General features: G+C 57.3%; 20 protein-coding genes and 1 pseudogene. 8 read left to right on the top strand and 13 right to left on the bottom strand.

The annotated features are described in order from the left end of the window. Positions 1 to 3: 3 nt before the first annotated feature. Both kdsA and AC2FFP_RS02030 read left to right on the top strand, forming a co-directional pair. Positions 4 to 837 (top strand): 3-deoxy-8-phosphooctulonate synthase, encoded by an 834-nt coding sequence (gene kdsA, locus AC2FFP_RS02025; RefSeq protein ID WP_496843621.1) that lies wholly within the window; start codon positions 4 to 6, stop codon positions 835 to 837. Positions 838 to 851: 14 nt separating this feature from the next. Beyond that, complete coding sequence (locus AC2FFP_RS02030; RefSeq protein WP_496843622.1) at positions 852 to 2348, top strand: phosphomannomutase/phosphoglucomutase; 1497 nt, start codon at positions 852 to 854, stop codon at positions 2346 to 2348. 56 nt (positions 2349 to 2404) lie between these two features. On the opposite strand, the gene AC2FFP_RS02035 is transcribed toward AC2FFP_RS02030, so the two are convergent. Further along, entirely contained in the window at positions 2405 to 4354 is a 1950-nt protein-coding gene (locus AC2FFP_RS02035) for an AsmA family protein (RefSeq protein WP_496843623.1), read from the bottom strand. Positions 4355 to 4448: 94 nt separating this feature from the next. On the opposite strand from AC2FFP_RS02035, the gene rimO reads away from it, so the two are divergent. Next, a complete protein-coding gene (gene rimO / locus AC2FFP_RS02040; protein ID WP_496769027.1) occupies positions 4449 to 5837 on the top strand; it encodes a 30S ribosomal protein S12 methylthiotransferase RimO in 1389 nt (462 codons plus the stop codon). Positions 5838 to 6446: 609 nt separating this feature from the next. Here rimO and AC2FFP_RS02045 read toward each other — a convergent pair. Further along, positions 6447 to 6635 (bottom strand): hypothetical protein, encoded by a 189-nt coding sequence (locus AC2FFP_RS02045; protein ID WP_058275732.1) that lies wholly within the window; start codon positions 6633 to 6635, stop codon positions 6447 to 6449. Positions 6636 to 6849: 214 nt separating this feature from the next. Here AC2FFP_RS02045 and AC2FFP_RS02050 point away from each other — a divergent pair, with 214 nt between their 5' ends. Beyond that, positions 6850 to 7092 carry a CDGSH iron-sulfur domain-containing protein gene (locus AC2FFP_RS02050; RefSeq protein WP_496724077.1) on the top strand — a complete coding sequence of 81 codons (243 nt, stop codon included), beginning with the start codon at positions 6850 to 6852 and terminating at the stop codon, positions 7090 to 7092. Here AC2FFP_RS02050 and AC2FFP_RS02055 read toward each other — a convergent pair whose 3' ends face one another. The 4 genes from AC2FFP_RS02055 to AC2FFP_RS02070 all read right to left on the bottom strand — a co-directional run bounded on the left by AC2FFP_RS02055 (position 7093) and on the right by AC2FFP_RS02070 (position 8836). Beyond that, positions 7093 to 7353 (bottom strand): DUF6455 family protein, encoded by a 261-nt coding sequence (locus tag AC2FFP_RS02055; RefSeq protein ID WP_496843624.1) that lies wholly within the window; start codon positions 7351 to 7353, stop codon positions 7093 to 7095. Between the two features lie 66 nt (positions 7354 to 7419). Further along, positions 7420 to 7695 (bottom strand): DUF6455 family protein, encoded by a 276-nt coding sequence (locus AC2FFP_RS02060; RefSeq protein WP_496843625.1) that lies wholly within the window; start codon positions 7693 to 7695, stop codon positions 7420 to 7422. 68 nt (positions 7696 to 7763) lie between these two features. Next, a complete protein-coding gene (locus tag AC2FFP_RS02065) occupies positions 7764 to 8132 on the bottom strand; it encodes a YigZ family protein (protein WP_496843626.1) in 369 nt (122 codons plus the stop codon). Next, the gene (locus AC2FFP_RS02070) at positions 8129 to 8836 is read right to left on the bottom strand and encodes a M48 family metallopeptidase (RefSeq protein WP_496843627.1); all 708 of its coding nucleotides are present in this window, start codon (positions 8834 to 8836) and stop codon (positions 8129 to 8131) included. Before AC2FFP_RS02070 ends, AC2FFP_RS02065 begins: the two co-directional genes overlap by 4 nt. Before the next feature lie 122 nt (positions 8837 to 8958). On the opposite strand from AC2FFP_RS02070, the gene AC2FFP_RS02075 reads away from it, so the two are divergent. Beyond that, complete coding sequence (locus AC2FFP_RS02075) at positions 8959 to 9207, top strand: DUF8831 family protein (RefSeq protein ID WP_496738177.1); 249 nt, start codon at positions 8959 to 8961, stop codon at positions 9205 to 9207. Here the strand turns inward: AC2FFP_RS02075 and AC2FFP_RS02080 are convergent. After that, positions 9195 to 9469: pseudogene (locus AC2FFP_RS02080) on the bottom strand (DUF167 domain-containing protein). The gene AC2FFP_RS02075 and the pseudogene AC2FFP_RS02080 overlap by 13 nt on opposite strands. A gap of 138 nt (positions 9470 to 9607) precedes the next feature. Between AC2FFP_RS02080 and AC2FFP_RS02085 the strand changes: the two are divergent. Then, positions 9608 to 10186: a nitroreductase family protein gene (locus AC2FFP_RS02085; RefSeq protein WP_496769034.1), complete on the top strand. Its 579-nt coding sequence runs from the start codon at positions 9608 to 9610 to the stop codon at positions 10184 to 10186. Then, positions 10183 to 10881 (top strand): EI24 domain-containing protein, encoded by a 699-nt coding sequence (locus AC2FFP_RS02090; RefSeq protein ID WP_496769036.1) that lies wholly within the window; start codon positions 10183 to 10185, stop codon positions 10879 to 10881. Before AC2FFP_RS02085 ends, AC2FFP_RS02090 begins: the two co-directional genes overlap by 4 nt. A 3-nt stretch (positions 10882 to 10884) precedes the next feature. On the opposite strand, the gene AC2FFP_RS02095 is transcribed toward AC2FFP_RS02090, so the two are convergent. Together AC2FFP_RS02095 and mce are read right to left on the bottom strand one after the other, a co-directional pair. Beyond that, complete coding sequence (locus tag AC2FFP_RS02095; RefSeq protein ID WP_496769039.1) at positions 10885 to 11160, bottom strand: DUF1467 family protein; 276 nt, start codon at positions 11158 to 11160, stop codon at positions 10885 to 10887. 21 nt (positions 11161 to 11181) lie between these two features. Continuing rightward, positions 11182 to 11586 carry a methylmalonyl-CoA epimerase gene (gene mce, locus AC2FFP_RS02100; RefSeq protein ID WP_058275955.1) on the bottom strand — a complete coding sequence of 135 codons (405 nt, stop codon included), beginning with the start codon at positions 11584 to 11586 and terminating at the stop codon, positions 11182 to 11184. Between the two features lie 134 nt (positions 11587 to 11720). Here mce and AC2FFP_RS02105 point away from each other — a divergent pair, with 134 nt between their 5' ends. Then, positions 11721 to 12437: a response regulator gene (locus AC2FFP_RS02105; RefSeq protein WP_496724060.1), complete on the top strand. Its 717-nt coding sequence runs from the start codon at positions 11721 to 11723 to the stop codon at positions 12435 to 12437. Positions 12438 to 12684: 247 nt separating this feature from the next. On the opposite strand, the gene aspS is transcribed toward AC2FFP_RS02105, so the two are convergent. The 4 genes from aspS to AC2FFP_RS02125 form a co-directional block, all read right to left on the bottom strand. Beyond that, a complete protein-coding gene (gene aspS, locus AC2FFP_RS02110; RefSeq protein WP_496769043.1) occupies positions 12685 to 14460 on the bottom strand; it encodes an aspartate--tRNA ligase in 1776 nt (591 codons plus the stop codon). Between the two features lie 78 nt (positions 14461 to 14538). Continuing rightward, positions 14539 to 15210, bottom strand: coding sequence for a CPBP family intramembrane glutamic endopeptidase (locus AC2FFP_RS02115; RefSeq protein ID WP_496769044.1), 672 nt, complete (start codon positions 15208 to 15210; stop codon positions 14539 to 14541). Next, positions 15207 to 15854: an aminotransferase class IV family protein gene (locus tag AC2FFP_RS02120; RefSeq protein ID WP_496769046.1), complete on the bottom strand. Its 648-nt coding sequence runs from the start codon at positions 15852 to 15854 to the stop codon at positions 15207 to 15209. The genes AC2FFP_RS02115 and AC2FFP_RS02120 overlap by 4 nt, the downstream gene beginning before the upstream one ends. Next, complete coding sequence (locus AC2FFP_RS02125) at positions 15809 to 16936, bottom strand: aminodeoxychorismate synthase component I (RefSeq protein WP_496769154.1); 1128 nt, start codon at positions 16934 to 16936, stop codon at positions 15809 to 15811. The genes AC2FFP_RS02120 and AC2FFP_RS02125 overlap by 46 nt, the downstream gene beginning before the upstream one ends. Positions 16937 to 17052 lie beyond the last annotated feature (116 nt).

A 17052-nucleotide genomic window follows, 5' to 3' on the forward strand; every position in this document is an offset into this window, starting at 1 on the left:
CACATGAAACATGTAAAAATCTCCGACCTCACGGTCGGCAATGATCTGCCTCTGACGGTCATTGCCGGCCCCTGTCAGCTTGAAAGCGCGGATCATGCGCAGATGATCGCAGGCAAAATGAAAGAAGCCTGTGATGCCGCCGGTGCGCAGTACGTTTTTAAGGCCTCGTATGACAAGGCGAACCGCACCTCAATTTCAGGTGTCCGTGGACCCGGAATTGCCAAAGGTCTGTACATTCTGGATGATGTGAAAAAACAAACTGGGGTGCCTGTCCTGACTGACGTACATACGCCAGAGCAATGCGCGGACGCTGCCAATGTTTGTGATGTTTTGCAGATTCCCGCGTTATTGTGCCGTCAAACCGACTTGGTGTTGGCCGCAGCCCAAACAGGCGCGGCGATCAATGTTAAAAAAGGGCAATTTCTGGCACCATGGGATATGGCGAACATTGTCACCAAGATAGAGAGTGTTGGTAACTCGAATATTCTGCTGACAGAACGTGGCACCTCGTTTGGGTACAACACCTTGGTGACAGATATGCGCTCGCTCCCGCAGATGGCGGCGACAGGCTATCCGGTTGTGATGGACGCAACCCACTCGGTTCAGCAGCCTGCAGGGCTTGGAGGTTCGACCGGTGGTCAGCGTGAATTTGCTCCGGTGATGGCGCGCGCAGCTGCCGCCATAGGCGTCGGTGCTGTGTTTATTGAAACACACGAAGACCCGGACAAGTCTCCGTCAGACGGTCCGAACATGATCTATCTGGACCAAATGCCTCAATTGATTGACACTTTGATGCGCTTTGATGCATTGGCCAAAGCCAATCCTATACAGATTTGAGTAAGAGCAATAGCATGACCAAACCCATCCCCGAGGTGACCCCGAACACCTGGAGTTTTCTGCGCGATCCGATGATCAAGCCAACCGGCTTTCGCGAATATGACGCGCGCTGGAAATACCCGGAAGAGATCAACCTGCCCGGCATGACCGCGCTTGGCTTGGGTCTGGGCACACAGATGCGCAAGCGTGGGATCGAACCGGTGATCGCGGTGGGCAACGACTATCGCGACTACTCGCTGGCGATCAAGAATGCGCTGATCCTGGGGCTGATGCAGGCTGGCATTCAGGTCAAAGATATTGGCCCTGCGCTTAGCCCGATGGCCTATTTCGCGCAATTCCATCTGGATGTGCCCGCCGTAGCCATGGTCACAGCCAGCCACAATCCGAACGGCTGGACCGGGGTGAAGATGGGCTTTGACCGCCCGCTGACCCACGGCCCCGATGAGATGTCAGAATTGCGTGACATTGTCCTGAACGGCGAAGGCGTCACCCACGACGGTGGGTCCTACGAATTCGTCGAGGGCGTAAAAGAAGCCTATATCGACGATCTGGTCGGTGATTTCAAAATGTCCCGTCCCCTGAAAGTCGTATGCGCAACCGGAAACGGAACAGCTGCGGCCTTTGCGCCTGAGATTTTCGAGCGCATTGGCGTCGAAATGGTGCCCAGCCACACCCAATTGGATTACACTTTCCCCCACTATAACCCCAACCCCGAGGCTATGGAGATGTTGCACGACATGTCCGCCTCTGTGAAAGCCAGCGGTGCTGATCTGGCTCTGGGCTTTGACGGCGACGGCGACCGCTGCGGTGTTGTGGATGATGAGGGGGAAGAGATCTTCGCCGACAAGGTCGGTGTGATCATGGCCCGTGATCTGGCCAAATTGTATCCGAACTCGACCTTTGTGGCAGATGTGAAATCCACTGGTCTGTTTGCCAGTGACCCCGAATTGCAGGCCCTTGGTGTCAAAGCGGATTACTGGAAAACCGGCCACAGCCACATGAAGCGTCGGGTCAAAGAGATCAACGCGCTCGCCGGTTTTGAAAAGTCTGGTCACTACTTTCTGGCTGAACCGATCGGGCGCGGCTACGACTGCGGGATGCGGGTTGCCGTTGAAATCTGCAAGCTGATGGATCGCAATCCTGACCAAAGCATGTCGGACCTGCGTAAAGCGCTGCCGAAAACCTGGTCGACGCCGACCATGTCGCCCTATGCCGCCGATACCGAGAAGTATGACATTCTTCAGCGGTTGGTCGACAAGCTGGTTGCCAAGGCAGATGCCGGAGATACCTTTGCCGGTCGCGCGATCAAAGAGGTCGTCACTGTCAATGGCGCTCGTGTCATTCTGGACAATGGCAGCTGGGGTCTGGTGCGCGCATCCTCGAACACTCCGAACCTTGTTGTGGTCTGCGAAAGCAGCCAGAGCGAGGACGAAATGCGCGCAATCTTTGCCGATATCGACGCGGTCATTCGCACCGAACCCGGCGTGGGCGACTACGATCAGACCATCTAAGCACTACTGCGTTTCGGGGCATCTTCTGCCCCGAAACCTTTGCGTATTGGCGCTGATTAGTTACCGCCAAATAGCTTCAGCAGCCCCTTGTTCACTTCGTCTTCCAGTTTGTTCTTGATCGCATCTTCGATCTGATCACTGTCCGTAATCGTCGTGTTCAGCTCGTCCCCGACTTTGTCTAAGACTTTCTGCTTGGCCTCATCTTCAAGCTCTTTGGCTTTTCCTTCAGCAACAGCTTCAATGACTTTGGTCAGATCCGGCTTGATCGACGGGTTGCTCCACGGCCCGACGATTTTCACTGGTACCGCGATGCCGTTTCCCGAATTCGCGCGCAGCGCAACAGGTGTGAAAAGATAGTCGATATCGCGGTTGCCGATTCCGACCCGACCGGAACCGTCGGCTCGGAAGTTATCCAGCGCCATCAATAGGTCGTTGTTCCACAATACCCCTTGATCCATGGTGAAGCTGGCGGACAGGCTGTTGAATACGGTTGTGCCGCCCTCACCCCCGCTGCGGCCCATCAGGCGGTCCAGATCAAACCCCGAGATCACGCCCTTGCCCACGTCCACACGACCCTTGCCGCTGAGTGAGCGCATGATCTGATCCTCGGTCTGTCCAACTCCCAGAAACTCAAACGATCCTGATCCGGTGCCGGACAACCGCTCGATCCCGCCAAGGGCGGACAGAGCTTGCTGTACGTCCATACCATCCGCGGTCAGATTGCCGCCGACCGATAAACCGTTCCGGTTGTTGGCAACCACTTGCCCGTTCAGATGCCCTGAAAACAATGTGGCAGGATTCATCTGAAGAACCGCCCTGGATCGATCAAGGTTAAGCGTCAGATCGCTGGGTCCCAGCGTCAGGCCCGGTACGGCAATGGAATTGGCTTTGAGGCGGATTTTGCCATTCGCCAAGGCCAGCGCAGACGCATCAATCGGGGTGGTCGACCACCCTTGGTCAGGCGACGGCGCCGACCCTCCGCCAGCGCCACCAGGCGTATAATTGAATTGAGTAAGATCCAGGTCACCGCCTTCCAGCCGCGCGGTAATCTGCGGCGGGTCCGAGATAACGATATCTGCCTCGCCGGTCAGGCGATTATTATCCAGCAACGCCACCAAATTGCGCAGTGAAATCCGACCATCGCTGGTATAGGTCATTTGCCCGGCCACGTCAGCCTCGCGCCCAAGACCCAATGGCTCCCCAACACCGGCCTGACCAAAAGCAGCCAGCATACGTTCCGTGTTCGTCGTTTTGGCCAGCAATCTGCCATCCATTTCACCAGCCAGATTGACCCGGCCTGCAAAACCGAACTCTCCTCCGGGCGCGGTCATGGTCAAATCCAGCGGCGTTACCGCGCCGGACGCGTAAGCTGGCAGATCTTGAATCTTGAGGTCGACATCGACCGCCCCCCCGGGCACTGCCATCTGAGCCTGAACCTGCAGAGGCGCCGAAACGTCCGGCCAACTGGCCGCCAGATTGACATTGGCAAAATCGAATTTAGTTGCGCCGTTTTCGATATAGACCAAACGTGCATTCGTCAGCTTCAGATGATCCAGCGTCACCTCGCCCTGCTGCCCTTGCGGTGCCGCGCCGCTTGCAGCCCCCGCCGAGGTTGTGTTTGCGGGTGCCGAAAGTTCCCAATTCCCACGCCCATCCGAAAGTTCCAACCGCAGAACCGGATTGTCGGCAATCACCCGTTTGATGCGTAGGTCTCCGGAGATCAGCGCTGCAGCATCAACCCCCACGGCCAGGCTTTCGGCGCTCAGCATTGGTTCAGGACCGGCCCATTGTGCATTTCCAAAAGTCACCGGACCGGTTTCCAGCCCCAGCACGGGCCAGAAAGACAGGTTCACATCACCCGTAAGCTTCAGGTCACGCCCGGTTTGGGTGCGGACCTGCTCGGCCAATATGGTGGCCAGCTTGTCGCCGGGCATCAGCAGCAAGGCCCCGATGACCAATCCAAAAACCGCCACCAACAGGAAAACTATGCGCAACAGCCACTTCATATTCTGCTCTCCGCCTTTTTTCATGCGTTAAAAAGATCATCCAAAGCCTGCGCCGCATTTGCAAGGGGAAGCGTTCCCCACTATATGCCGCGCAATGACAACGAACCCGCCAAACCTCCGCCCCGACCTGGCGCCTACCGCCCGGATGCCCGAGACGCCACGTTCGAACCAGCCGACCATCGGTATGGTATCCTTGGGCTGCCCCAAGGCCCTGGTCGATAGTGAGCGCATTCTGACGCGCCTGCGTGCCGAAGGATACGGCATCTCGCCCGACTATTCAGGCGCGGATGCCGTGATCGTGAATACCTGCGGGTTTCTCGACAGTGCCAAGGCCGAGTCGCTGGACGCGATCGGCGAGGCGCTGGTCGAGAATGGCAAGGTCATCGTGACCGGCTGTCTGGGCGCGGAACCGGATTACATCCGCGAACATCACCCGCGCATCATGGCTGTTACCGGCCCGCATCAATACGAGCAGGTACTGGATGCGGTGCATTCGGCAGTGCCGCCCGATCCTGATCCGTTTGTGGACCTGCTGCCTGCTGCAAGCGTACAGTTGACCCCCCGACATTACAGCTATCTCAAGATTTCCGAGGGCTGTAACCACAAATGCAAGTTCTGCATCATCCCTGACATGCGCGGCAAGCTCGCCAGCCGCCCGGCCCACGCGGTGCTGCGCGAAGCCGAAAAGCTGGTCGACAATGGCGTGCGTGAATTGCTGGTGATCTCGCAGGACACATCCGCCTATGGGTTGGACCGGAAGTATGACTTAAACCCGTGGAAGGACCGCGAGGTGCGCAGCCACATCACCGATCTGGCGCGTGAGCTGGGGCAGTTGGATGCATGGGTTCGGCTCCACTATGTCTACCCCTACCCGCATGTGCGCGAGTTGATCCCCCTGATGGCCGACGCCGGATGCAACATCCTGCCCTATCTGGACATCCCGTTCCAGCATGCCCATCCGGACGTTCTGAAACGCATGGCACGCCCGGCAGCGGGAGCCAAGACTTTGGATGAGATCGCCGCATGGCGCGCAACCTGCCCGGACATCACGCTGCGGTCGACCTTTATCGTCGGTTATCCGGGCGAGACCGAGGCCGAGTTCCAGACCCTTCTGGATTGGATGGACGAGGCGCAACTGGATCGTGTTGGCTGCTTCCAATACGAAAACGTCGATGGCGCGCGATCAAACGACCTGCCAGATCACGTTCCAGCCGAGGTCAAACAAGAGCGTTGGGAACGCTTCATGGAAAAAGCGCAGGCCATCTCCGAGGCTAAGCTGGCCGCCAAGGTCGGCCAGACCATCGACGTGATCGTGGACGAGGTTGATGACGAAGCCGCCACGTGCCGCACCAAGGCGGACGCGCCCGAGATCGACGGGAACCTGTTCATCGATGAGGGTTTCGATGATCTGAAGCCTGGTGACATCGTATCGGTCGAGATCGATGAGGCCGGCGAATACGATTTATGGGGCAAACGCACCTGACCCTAATATGCCCGTTCACCCCAGATGGGCAGAGCGTGATTTAAGTTTATTGGCTTGAGCCGGGATTTTCCCGGACCATGAATGAAAACCTCAACTTGCTGGAAGGAGGGTTTTCATGGCGTACTTTCGTGCAATCTCATTCAATTGCTTGGCCGCGATACTTGCGTCCCAACTTTTTTCTGGCCCGGCAACTGCAGGCAGCATCACCGTTGGAACGAGCGGCCAAGTTGTTGTTGGGTCAAAATCGCAACATGTTCATAACAGCAATAAAATCCGCATTCACCGGCACTATTACTCTCCGAAAGTCTACACACCAAAAGTCTACCACGCAAAACCGGCCCCTAAGAACGCGCCCTACGTTCAGCAAAAGCAAAAAAAGAAATCCTATCGCTACCTTTATGCACCACGGTACGAGTCAAGGCGTCAACACTATCACCGCAAGTCGTTTGGGCACGGATATTGACGGCTGGCGAGGCGATGATTGCCCATTTTCGACGCATTCTGATCTGACCCGCGCCGGCCTAAAGCGGGCACAAAAAAACCGCCCAACAAGGGCGGTCGGATGCGTTGAGTAAGCGGGCGGCCAAAACAAGACCGCCCGCAGAATTCTTACTGAGCGACCGGGTTACAGATGGTCTGTCCCGCTTCAGTCGTGGCCAGCTCGGTTCCAGCCGGGCAGCTCGGTGTGCCGAACTTGTCGTATTCAGGCGTGATGTAAACCGGCGTCGGCTCTTCCTGCTGCGAGCATGCAGCCAGAACCAGGGCAATTGCACTAACGGCAGCAAATTTAAGTTTCATGTCCGTCATTCCTCTAAAAATTTTCTCATATTGCCCTATTATCTGGGGCCAGTCTCAAAATACGACCTCGTTGATATTATTGCAACAAAATCAATCACAGTTTTGTGAGAACGGCAAAACCATGCTGCTTGCATAAAGAAACATAAGCGCTCTACACGCCCCCGCGATGGCCTTATAGTTGTTTCACGACATTAGCCAAAAGCGGAGCAGCCACATGTCAGATGAGCCGAAACCTGCCCAAAAAGCCCCCTACCCGGTCGAAGTGACCGAAGGGAAAACCTATTTCTGGTGTGCCTGTGGCAAGTCAGAGCGTCAGCCCTTCTGCGATGGTTCACACAAGGGAACCCAGTTTGAACCAGTGAAGTTTACTGCCGAAACCAGCAAGAAAGTATTCTTTTGCGGGTGCAAACAAACGGCCAATCCGCCGCTGTGCGACGGTTCGCATTCCAAGCTCTGACTAAGTCTTCAAAGCGTTCAGCGTTTCTGCATTCACGCAGAATTCAGGGGCCGAATCGGCTTTGACCTGTTGTTTCGACAACCACAATTCGCATTGGTCGCTGCATTCAGAGGCACGACAGCGTGTCACGATCTCCGCATAACCATTGGTGGTCAACCGCCCCTCGGCCATCGCTTCGGTCAACGAAACATCCATACATCTGGCTACCGACCGGGTTAGCCAAAAGTGTTTCTCCACGTCGCCCAGAGTATCTCGGGTCATTGGCAGATCTGCCTTTTGTTTACACAAAGCGCCGTCAAACACAGCAATGGCGCGGCATGATTTTTCTTATCCGTCGCGCTTGCTTTCCGACAGCGAAGTGAGGCGGTCAAACAGGGACGTATTCCTGCAGTATTCCGGGGTTTTCTGGCCTTGGGTAGATTGTGCCAGAAATTGCGCACAATGATCTGGGTTCGAACAATTACTGCAACGCAGGACCGCATCAGAGATCTGGTCAATCGAGACGTCACCGCCTATGGCCGCATCTTCCAGATCGACCCCGACGTGGGTTGCCATCTGGTCGACCAGTTCCGCATGTCGTTTCAGAGTATTTTTGCCAAGCATTGCGCTGTCTCCCTGTCGCACGGTTCTGACAGGATAGCGCAGCGGCCCGAACAGGCATTTGACTCAGGTCAAGACCCGGCACCGATATGGTCCAGATAGGCGCGGGTCGCATCCTGCACCCTGCGAAACCGGTCACCGCCCAGTTTTTTGCCCCCGTACCAGCGGGTGACAATGATGACGTGGCCCTCCAGTCCGGCCCTTTCGAGCATGCGCAGGATGACCATTCCGGCACCGCTTTCTCCATCGTCCGCCTTGAGAGCCCCTGTCGGCAAGATCGCCGCCCAGGTATTGTGCGTTGCCTTGGCATAGGCTTTGTCGGACTTGAGGTCTTGCAGAACGGCATCCACGCCCTCGCGCGTTTGCACCGCAGCTCCCGACACCGCGTATTTTGACCCACGATCCGTCAGGATTACACCCAGCCTTGTTATTTGGGTCATTGCGTCAGCCCAAGTTTTCGGGCCGTGTTCTGAACCATCTGCACACGCTGCGCATTCGGCGGGTGTGACGCCAGAAAACTGTCCTCCGGGTCCGGGATGCGGTCGAAGTACTTTGCACCGATCAACGGGTTATATCCGGCATTGTGGGTAATAATTGTGCCCAACTGGTCAGCCTCAAGCTCGAAGGCCTTGACGTTCAATTGAACACCCACTTCCGCCCCAATTTTTTGTGTGCGCTCCAGGTCTTCGCCCTCTTCTCCAAAGAGCTTGCCCAGATTGTTGAATATTGCAGCGCTTTCTTGCGCGTTTTCCGACTGACGAGGGATATGGCGCAGAAGGTGATGGGCCGCTTCATGCCCAAGGACAAAAGCCAGTTCATTTGGGTTTTGTGCTGACTGAATCATGGAACGGGTCATAATGATCACCGGCTGACCCCGGTTATCCAAGGTCTGAAACGCATTCGCTTCCGCTTGTGGATTGAGATCAACAAGAACCGTGAAATCGCAATTTTTGACTTTGGCCCGCTTCAGACACTCAGCCCGGGCTTCTTTGCCGATAGAGCGGCTGACATCTCGAACTGCGGCCGCCTCTACCTGATACTCGCCCAAGGTCCCCGACCATTGGGTCGCGGGTTGCAATCGCATCTCGCCAGCACTACAGGCCGCCAGAAAAAGAGGAAGAAACAAACAGATCAGACGATACATTCATAATCCTTTGAAACGGTCGGCCCGTTTTCACGACCATAGCGCGGAGCTGCGCCAATCACCACAGCCCGATTGGTAAGGTACGGGTTGCATTGCACTCGGCTGACCTGCACTCTGCTTTCATGTTTTCGATTGAGCATGAATTCGACTCGACAGTCATTACTCTGGTGGACGAAGGCCCAAAGCCTTTGCAAGAGGATGTCGTCATCAACAGCTTCGCCGAATGTGTGACGCTTGAACAATTGGACCCGCGCACGGATCAGATTCAGAGGATCACGTTGTCCCCTGAACAGGTGCGCGATCTGGCGGCGGCTTTGGACTTGCCGGAAGGCGTGTACCAAGTCCGGGAAACACCGGATCAGGGTGAATAGACAAACACCTCGTCGCGCGACGTCTGCCCCGCTTTAGGATCAGAGTGGACGGTGCCACCCCCATGGCCACGGCCAAAATGTTGCGCACCGCCTCGTTTGCCTTGCCATTTTCGGGCGGCGCGGTGACGGTGATGCGAATGTTTCCCTGATCGGTTAAAATCCCATCCTTCGCAGCTTTCGGCGTGACCCGGACCTCGATCCCTTCATCGGGTACGGCGTGCGCGCTCAGATCCGGTACATTTCGCAGCTTTGGTTTGGCCATCTTCCCTCTCTTCTTCTTGAACATCCTTGCACGAACGCTCAGGGAGTGAAATTGATCTCCTGCATCCAGCCACTTGCCCTTGAAACCCGCCAGATGTTCAACCACATACACAACCGCCTATGTAAAGAAAGTTAACATATGTCCTTGAAGAATCCGGCCGCCCTGGAGTTTCTGCAATCGCGCCGGTCGCGCCCTGCAAAAACGCTGGTTGAACCCGCACCGACGCGGGAACAGCTGTTGCCCCTGCTGACAGCCGCCGCACGCAGCCCGGATCATGGCAAGCTGGAACCCTGGCGTTTCATCGTGCTTGAGAAAGGTGCCATGCCGCGTCTGGCGCAGCTGACCGAAGATTGTGGCGCGGCCCTGGGCAAGTCTGCTGAGGATATCGCCAAAGCCCGCAGTCAGTTCGACATGGGCCATCTGGCGGTCGCCGTGATCGAGGTTCAAAAACCCTCCGCGAAAATCCCTGCAATCGAACAGACCTATTCCGCTGGCGCAGTGTGCCTGGCTTTGCTGAACGCGGCGCTTGCTGCGGGTTGGGGCGCGAACTGGCTGTCCGGTTGGCAGACCCACAACCGGGACTTTTGCAAAAAGGCGTTCGGGCTACAAGATAATGAACGCGTCGCGGGTCTGGTCCATATCGCGACCGAGGGCAAAGCACCGCCCGAAAGACCCCGCCCTGACGTGGATGGGTTGACGCAGTGGGTTTCGGAATGACCATTCTCAACGCCTTTTTTGCAGCGCTGGGACAGATCGGCGACCCAAAGTTCCGGGCTGTCCTGTTGCGCGGCGTTGGTCTGACGATTGTTTTGCTGATCGCCGCATGTGCTTTGGCGATCTGGCTGATAAACAGGCTGTCGGGGAACGAGATCTCTCTGCCCTTTATCGGTGCCGTGCCGTGGTTGAACGACGTGCTGAATTATTCCGGCATCTTTGTCGTCCTGATCCTGCCCGTATTTCTGATGGTCCCGGTGGCCTCGGCGATTACGTCGATGTTTCTGGAAGACGTCGCGCAAGCGGTCGAAGACAAGCATTACCCGTCTTTGCCTGCTGTACCAGCCATTCCATTCAGCGAAAGCCTGCGCGACGGGCTGAGCTTCATGGGAGTTCTGATCGTTGCCAACCTGCTGGCCCTGATTCTCTATGCAATCTTTACCCCACTCGCTCCCTTCATCTTCTGGGGCATGAACGGTTTCTTGTTGGGGCGGGAATACTTTACGCTGGCGGCCATGCGCAGGTTGGGTCGCGAAGGTGCACGTAAGCTGCGCGCCAAACACGCAACGACCATCTGGATGGCAGGCATTTTGATGGCGATCCCGCTATCCGTGCCCCTGGTGAACCTTGTGATCCCAATCCTTGGGGTCGCAACGTTCACCCATATCTACCACAAGCTATCAGGGTCTATGGCTTAAAGATCAGCGCTGCGGCTCCAGCTGGTTCAGCCAGTCGAAGTCTCGCACGGAAATCATGCCGGACAGGATGATGCCTGCGATAATGGCCCAGATCACCACCGTGATACCGGTGGTGATCCACATCTTTTTCTTCAGGTGATGCTCTTCAGGTGCGCCCGCGTGGGTGCCCGGAACGATATCACCCAGATCGCCCTGTGTCTTGATGCGAATTGGCAGCACCACCAGCAAGGTCATGAACCAGATCACAGCGAACAGAACGGCCGCACCAGTAATCGACATCTTATCCCCTCCGCGGTTAGGTTACACCTGTTCCAGCTCGACCAGGCAGCCGTTAAAATCTTTGGGGTGCAGGAACAGCACCGGTTTACCATGCGCACCGATCTTGGGCTCACCCGAACCCAGCACGCGCGCGCCGGTTTCTTTCAGGTGATCGCGGGCAGCGATGATATCCTCGACCTCATAGCAGACATGGTGGATGCCGCCAGCGGGGTTCTTTTCCAGAAACCCGTTGATCGGGCTGTCATCGCCCATCGGATAAAGCAGTTCGATCTTGGTATTGGGCAGTTCGATGAACACAACTGTGACGCCGTGATCCGGCTCATCCTGCGGCGCGCCGACTTTCGCGCCCAGCGCGTTGCGATACTGCTCCGAGGCGGCCTCAAGATCGGGTACGGCAATGGCTACGTGGTTCAGGCGACCAATCATGGAACTCTCCTCTGTTCTGCGTTGCAGCGGTTATGGGGGCTGATTGAACAAAGAACAAGTGCGCCAAATTGCCGTTAACGCCCTGTTAGCCAGAAGTTCCTAGCGTGAGGTATCTGCTGATTAGGAGTTCCGCCATGGACGATTCGAGCCCCTTCGCCTCTCCCGCGCAGCCGACGGCCACGCGGCCCCTGCTGGGACAAACTATTTTGGTTGTGGAAGACAGCCGCTATGCCTGCGACGCCATTCGGCTGATGTGCCTGCACAGCGGCGCACGCATCAGGCGGGCGGATTGCCTGCAATCGGCACGGCGTCACCTGCAGATCTACCGCCCGTCTGTCATCATCGTAGACATGGGTCTGCCGGACGGGTCCGGCGCGGATCTAATCGCTGATCTGTCTGAGGCTGCGCCCCGCATTGGGGCCATTCTTGGCATGTCCGGGGATGACCATATGAAACGCACCGCAATGCGGGCCGGTGCCGACGGGTTCTTAGCGAAACCCCTAAAGTCGCTGGCCTATTTTCAGACGTCCATCCTAGAACGTTTGCCCGAAGATCGCCGACCCAGCAGCCTGCATGCCGTCCGGGATGAGATCATTAACGCCGATCCGTTGGCCTATCAGGATGACATGGCGCATATCGCCGACATTCTGGCCGGTCCGAATGATCAGCGCACGCTGGATTACGCGGCACAGTTTCTGCGCGGGGTTGCCCGCGATGCCGAGGATACGGTTTTGGCCGAAGCGGCCCAGCGGCTTGCCGAGTCGCGGGCAGACGGAACCCCAGTAACGGCCGTGGCTGCTCAGGTCGCCGGGATTGTGCAGACCCGTTTGGAACAGCGTGAGGCGATTTGAGATGATGACCGCTTACTTCATAACCGCAACGATCTTGTGCCTTTGGGTCTACTGGCAAACCCGCGCCACCGCCCGCGATATTCGCTCTAGCCGGAAGTCATTTAGGGACCCATGGGAATAGGTCGCCAACAAACGAGCTATGCAAACCTGCGACCAAGCGATGAATACCGGTCCATAGCCATGACCTTTGTACAAGCACAAGCTATGAAAAAACCCGCTGCAGGGTCAGCAGCGGGTTTTGCTATTCTCAGTCCTGAGGGATGATCCGCAGGCCCAGCTCCATCATCTGATCCGAGGTCGGATCGGATGGTGCGTCCATCATTAGATCCTCGGCACGCTGGTTCATCGGAAACATCATGACCTCGCGGATGTTGGCTTCATCGGCCAGCAGCATCACGATACGGTCGATACCAGCGGCGCAGCCACCGTGCGGCGGCGCACCATAATGGAAGGCGTTGAACAGCGCACCAAAGCGGCTTTTTACTTCTTCTTCGCCGTATCCAGCCAGTTCAAAGGCTTTCAACATGATTTCCGGCTTGTGGTTCCGGATCGCGCCCGACACCAGCTCATACCCGTTACAGGCCAGGTCGTACTGATAGCCACGCACGTCCAGAGGATTGCCTTCCAGAGCCTCCATTCCGCCCTGCGGCATCGAGAACGGGTTGTGTTCAAAGTCGATCGCGCCGGTTTCTTCGTCCTGCTCGTAGATCGGGAAGTCCACGATCCAAGCAAAAGCAAAGCGGTTTTTCTCGGTCAGGTTCAGTTCCTCACCGATCACGTCGCGAGCCTTACCTGCGACTTTTTCAAAGGTTTTTGGCTTACCACCCAGGAAGAACGCCGCATCACCAACGCCCAACCCCAGTTGCTGACGGATCGCCTCGGTGCGCTCGGGGCCGATGTTTTTGGCCAGCGGTCCTGCGGCCTCCATCCCTTCGCCCTGATCGCGCCAGAAGATGTAGCCCATGCCGGGCAGACCCTCTTTCTGGGCAAAAGCGTTCATACGGTCACAGAACTTGCGGCTGCCGCCGGTCGGCGCCGGGATGGCGCGGATTTCGGTGCCTTCCTGCTCCAGCAGCTTCGCGAAAATCGCGAAGCCAGACCCGCGGAAGTGGTCAGAGACCACTTGCATTTTGATAGGGTTCCGCAGGTCGGGCTTGTCGGAACCGTACCACAATGCAGCATCCTTGTAGGAGATCTGCGGCCACTCCTGATCGACCTTGCGGCCACCGCCGAACTCTTCGAACACACCGGTTAGAACCGGCTGGATCGTGTCGAACACGTCCTGCTGTTCGACAAATGACATCTCAAGGTCAAGCTGGTAGAAATCAGTGGGCGAGCGGTCGGCACGTGGGTCTTCGTCACGGAAGCAGGGGGCGATCTGAAAATACTTGTCAAAGCCCGACACCATGATCAGCTGTTTGAACTGCTGCGGGGCCTGCGGCAGCGCGTAGAACTTGCCCGGGTGCAAACGCGACGGCACAAGGAAGTCACGCGCGCCTTCAGGCGACGATGCGGTGATGATCGGCGTCTGATACTCGCGGAAGCCCTGATCCCACATACGTTTGCGCATGGAAGAAACAACATCCGAGCGCAGGGTCATGTTGTTCTGCATCGCCTCGCGGCGCAGGTCCAGGTAACGGTAGCGCAGACGCGTTTCTTCGGGGTATTCCTGATCTCCGAACACCATCAGCGGCAGTTCGTCAGCCGCGCCCAGAACCTCAAGCTCCCGCACGTAAACTTCAATCTCACCGGTCGGCAGTTTCGAGTTCACCAGCTCCGGGTCACGTGCTTTGACGGTGCCGTCGATGCGGATACACCATTCCGAACGTACTTTCTCAAGCTCGGCAAAAGCTGCACTGTCGCCATCACACAGAACCTGTGTCACACCGAAATGATCGCGCAGATCGATGAACAGCACGCCGCCGTGATCTCGTACCCGATGCACCCAACCGGACAGGCGGACGGTTTCACCGACATTGGCGGCGGTCAGTGCGGCGCAGGTGTGGCTGCGGTAGGCGTGCATGGATTTATCCCTTCGGGCGTAGAATTCGTCGCGCCGGTACACCCTGTCAGGCTTGGAAAGTCAAGGCAGGTCGCGCCGTCAAAACGGCCTTTGCACGTTGCCGGAATAGAAATAGATGCCCAGACCCGCCGCAAAGATAACATTACCCGCAATAGCATGCAGCAGGACCGCGTAGAAAAACGACCCGCGTTGGCGGTAGGCCCAAGTGAACAACAGCCCTCCGCCAAAGGTCATGATGGCGACAATCCAGCTCCAGTACATCAGGTGGGCCAGCGAAAACAAGGACGCGTTCAGTAGGTAAGCCGCCTTCCCGTTTGGCAGGATCGCCTGGTAGCGGCGGAAGAACAGCGACCGGAACAAAAGCTCTTGCGGAAGGGCCGAAGCAATCGGGTAAGCCAGCCAGATCACTGCCAGGAATTCGGGCCGGTAGAGAAGCATGCGAAATGCAACATCCGGTCGCATCGCCATGACGACCGCCGAGCAAAACGCCGCCATGGCAACAGTGAAGAGAGCGAGCTCGCGCCACGTCCAATTGCGCCAGTTGTACCGAAGTTCGGCCCAGGCAAAACCCGGCGTGTAATGGAGCAGGATGATACCGATGGCCGTGAAGGTGAACAGCGACGGAAACATCCAATTCGGAGGAAAAAAGACTGCAATCAGAACTGGCACTGCGATAAAGAACAGGCCGAACTCCAGCCGTAGCCGCAGGTGATGCGTCCCGTCATGCGCCCAATCGCTTTGTTTGCTCACAATACCGCCAATTCCGCCCGGATCAGGCCACGTAAGGAATTCCCTACGAAAACTTTTTCCGCGTTTTTCAGATCGGTCAAGGACAAGACGCTTTCGGTAACCTGTTTATTATCAATCAGTTCTTCTCGCAGAATCCCCGGAAGCAAACCACAGGTCAGCTTTGGCGTCAGACGACGGCCGTCCGGCATATGCAGGAACAGGTTGGTGATGGTCCCTTCGCACAGTTCTTCACGTTCATTCAGAAAAAGAAATTCGTCTATTCCGTCCGGCAGCGATGCGCGAGCCGTATCATAAACAGAGCGTTGTGTCGTCTTGTGCTGCAACCAAACATCCGACGCGGAAAGCCGCATTTTGGTGACCGCGACCCGCCATAATGGTGGGTTGTCGGCCAAAGCTCCGGTTGTCACATCGTATGTTCCATCAACTGCCAGTGTAAGCCGGCACCGCAGAGGAGATTGCCCTCCGACAGTGTCCAGTGCCTGGATGGCTGCGCCCACATCGATAGGCATGCCCATGGCCGCAGCTGACCGGGCCATACGGGATAGATGTCGATCCCGGCGAACGAACCCTTGGCCGGGTCGAAAGGCCAGTGTTTCGATCAGGCGGAAGTCAGGGTCAGCTGGTGGGCAAAGCGAGCTTTCCATAGCGCTTCCTCATATTCCGATGGGGCCGTGCTGTCCCAGATCACTCCACCGCCGACATTGAGGGTGGCCGCGCCATCCTCGACCATCAGGGTTCGGATGGCCACGTTGAATTCGGAACGCCCGTCCGGCGCAGCCCACCCGATTGCACCGCAATAAACATCGCGAGGCCAGGGTTCGAGATCGGACAGAATCTCCATGGCTCGAATTTTGGGGGCACCGGTGATGGAACCGCAGGGAAACAGAGCAGTCAGGATATCGGACAGCTCGGCGCCCATATGCAGCTGCGCCTGCACCAGCGAGATCATCTGATGCACGGTCGCATAAGTTTCGACTTTGAACAGTTCGGGCACCTTGACGGATCCGGGCATCGCGACGCGGCTGATATCGTTGCGCAACAGATCGACGATCATCAGGTTTTCAGCCCGGTTCTTTTCGTCGACCGCCAGGAACGCGCGACGCCGGGCGTCTTCAGCCATATCCTCGCTGCGGGGTTGGGTCCCCTTCATTGGGCGGGTTTCGATCCCGCGGTCCGCGTTCGTGCGAAAGAACAGTTCGGGAGACCGGCTGAGCAGATCGGGCAACCCATCCTGCTGGATCAGCGCGCCGTGACCTACGGGCTGTCCGGCCGTGAGCGCGGCATAAAGCGCGGCGCTATCGCCCTCTACAGTCATATCAATCGGGAATGTCAGGTTGGCCTGATAAATATCCCCTGCCCCAATGGCGTCGTGCACGTGTTGAAACGCCTGCGTGTACCGCGCCTCGTCCCAGCGCGGCTCAAACTGGGTCACGCCACCGGATGCAACCGGCAATTCCCGCTGAATGGGGCGATCATAAACGCCGAAGCATAGTAAAGGCAGCCGGCGGCCTTCTGGCAAACGCTCAGACAGGCGCGGTTCCAGCACGTACCCTAGCTCATAGCTGGCATAGCCGGCCAACCAAGCCCCTTGCGCGCGCGCCGCGTCCAGCGCCTCCAACGCTTGGGGCACGTCCTCCGCATTGTCCGCGCGGATCATATCGGCTGGCCGGTCAAAACTGGTTCCTGACCCGGCTGGCCCCTGATCAAAACGAATACGCAATTGCATCCTCATTTGTCGTGCTGCGCGGTATAGAGAATACGCCGCCAAGGGAAAGGGGGGAAAGCGGCAATTTCGCCCCTGTTTCCGATCCCCCTTGCACCTTTTCGCGCGGTCCCTATAAC

The sequence above is a fragment of the Ruegeria sp. YTSC004 genome (assembly GCF_059609805.1).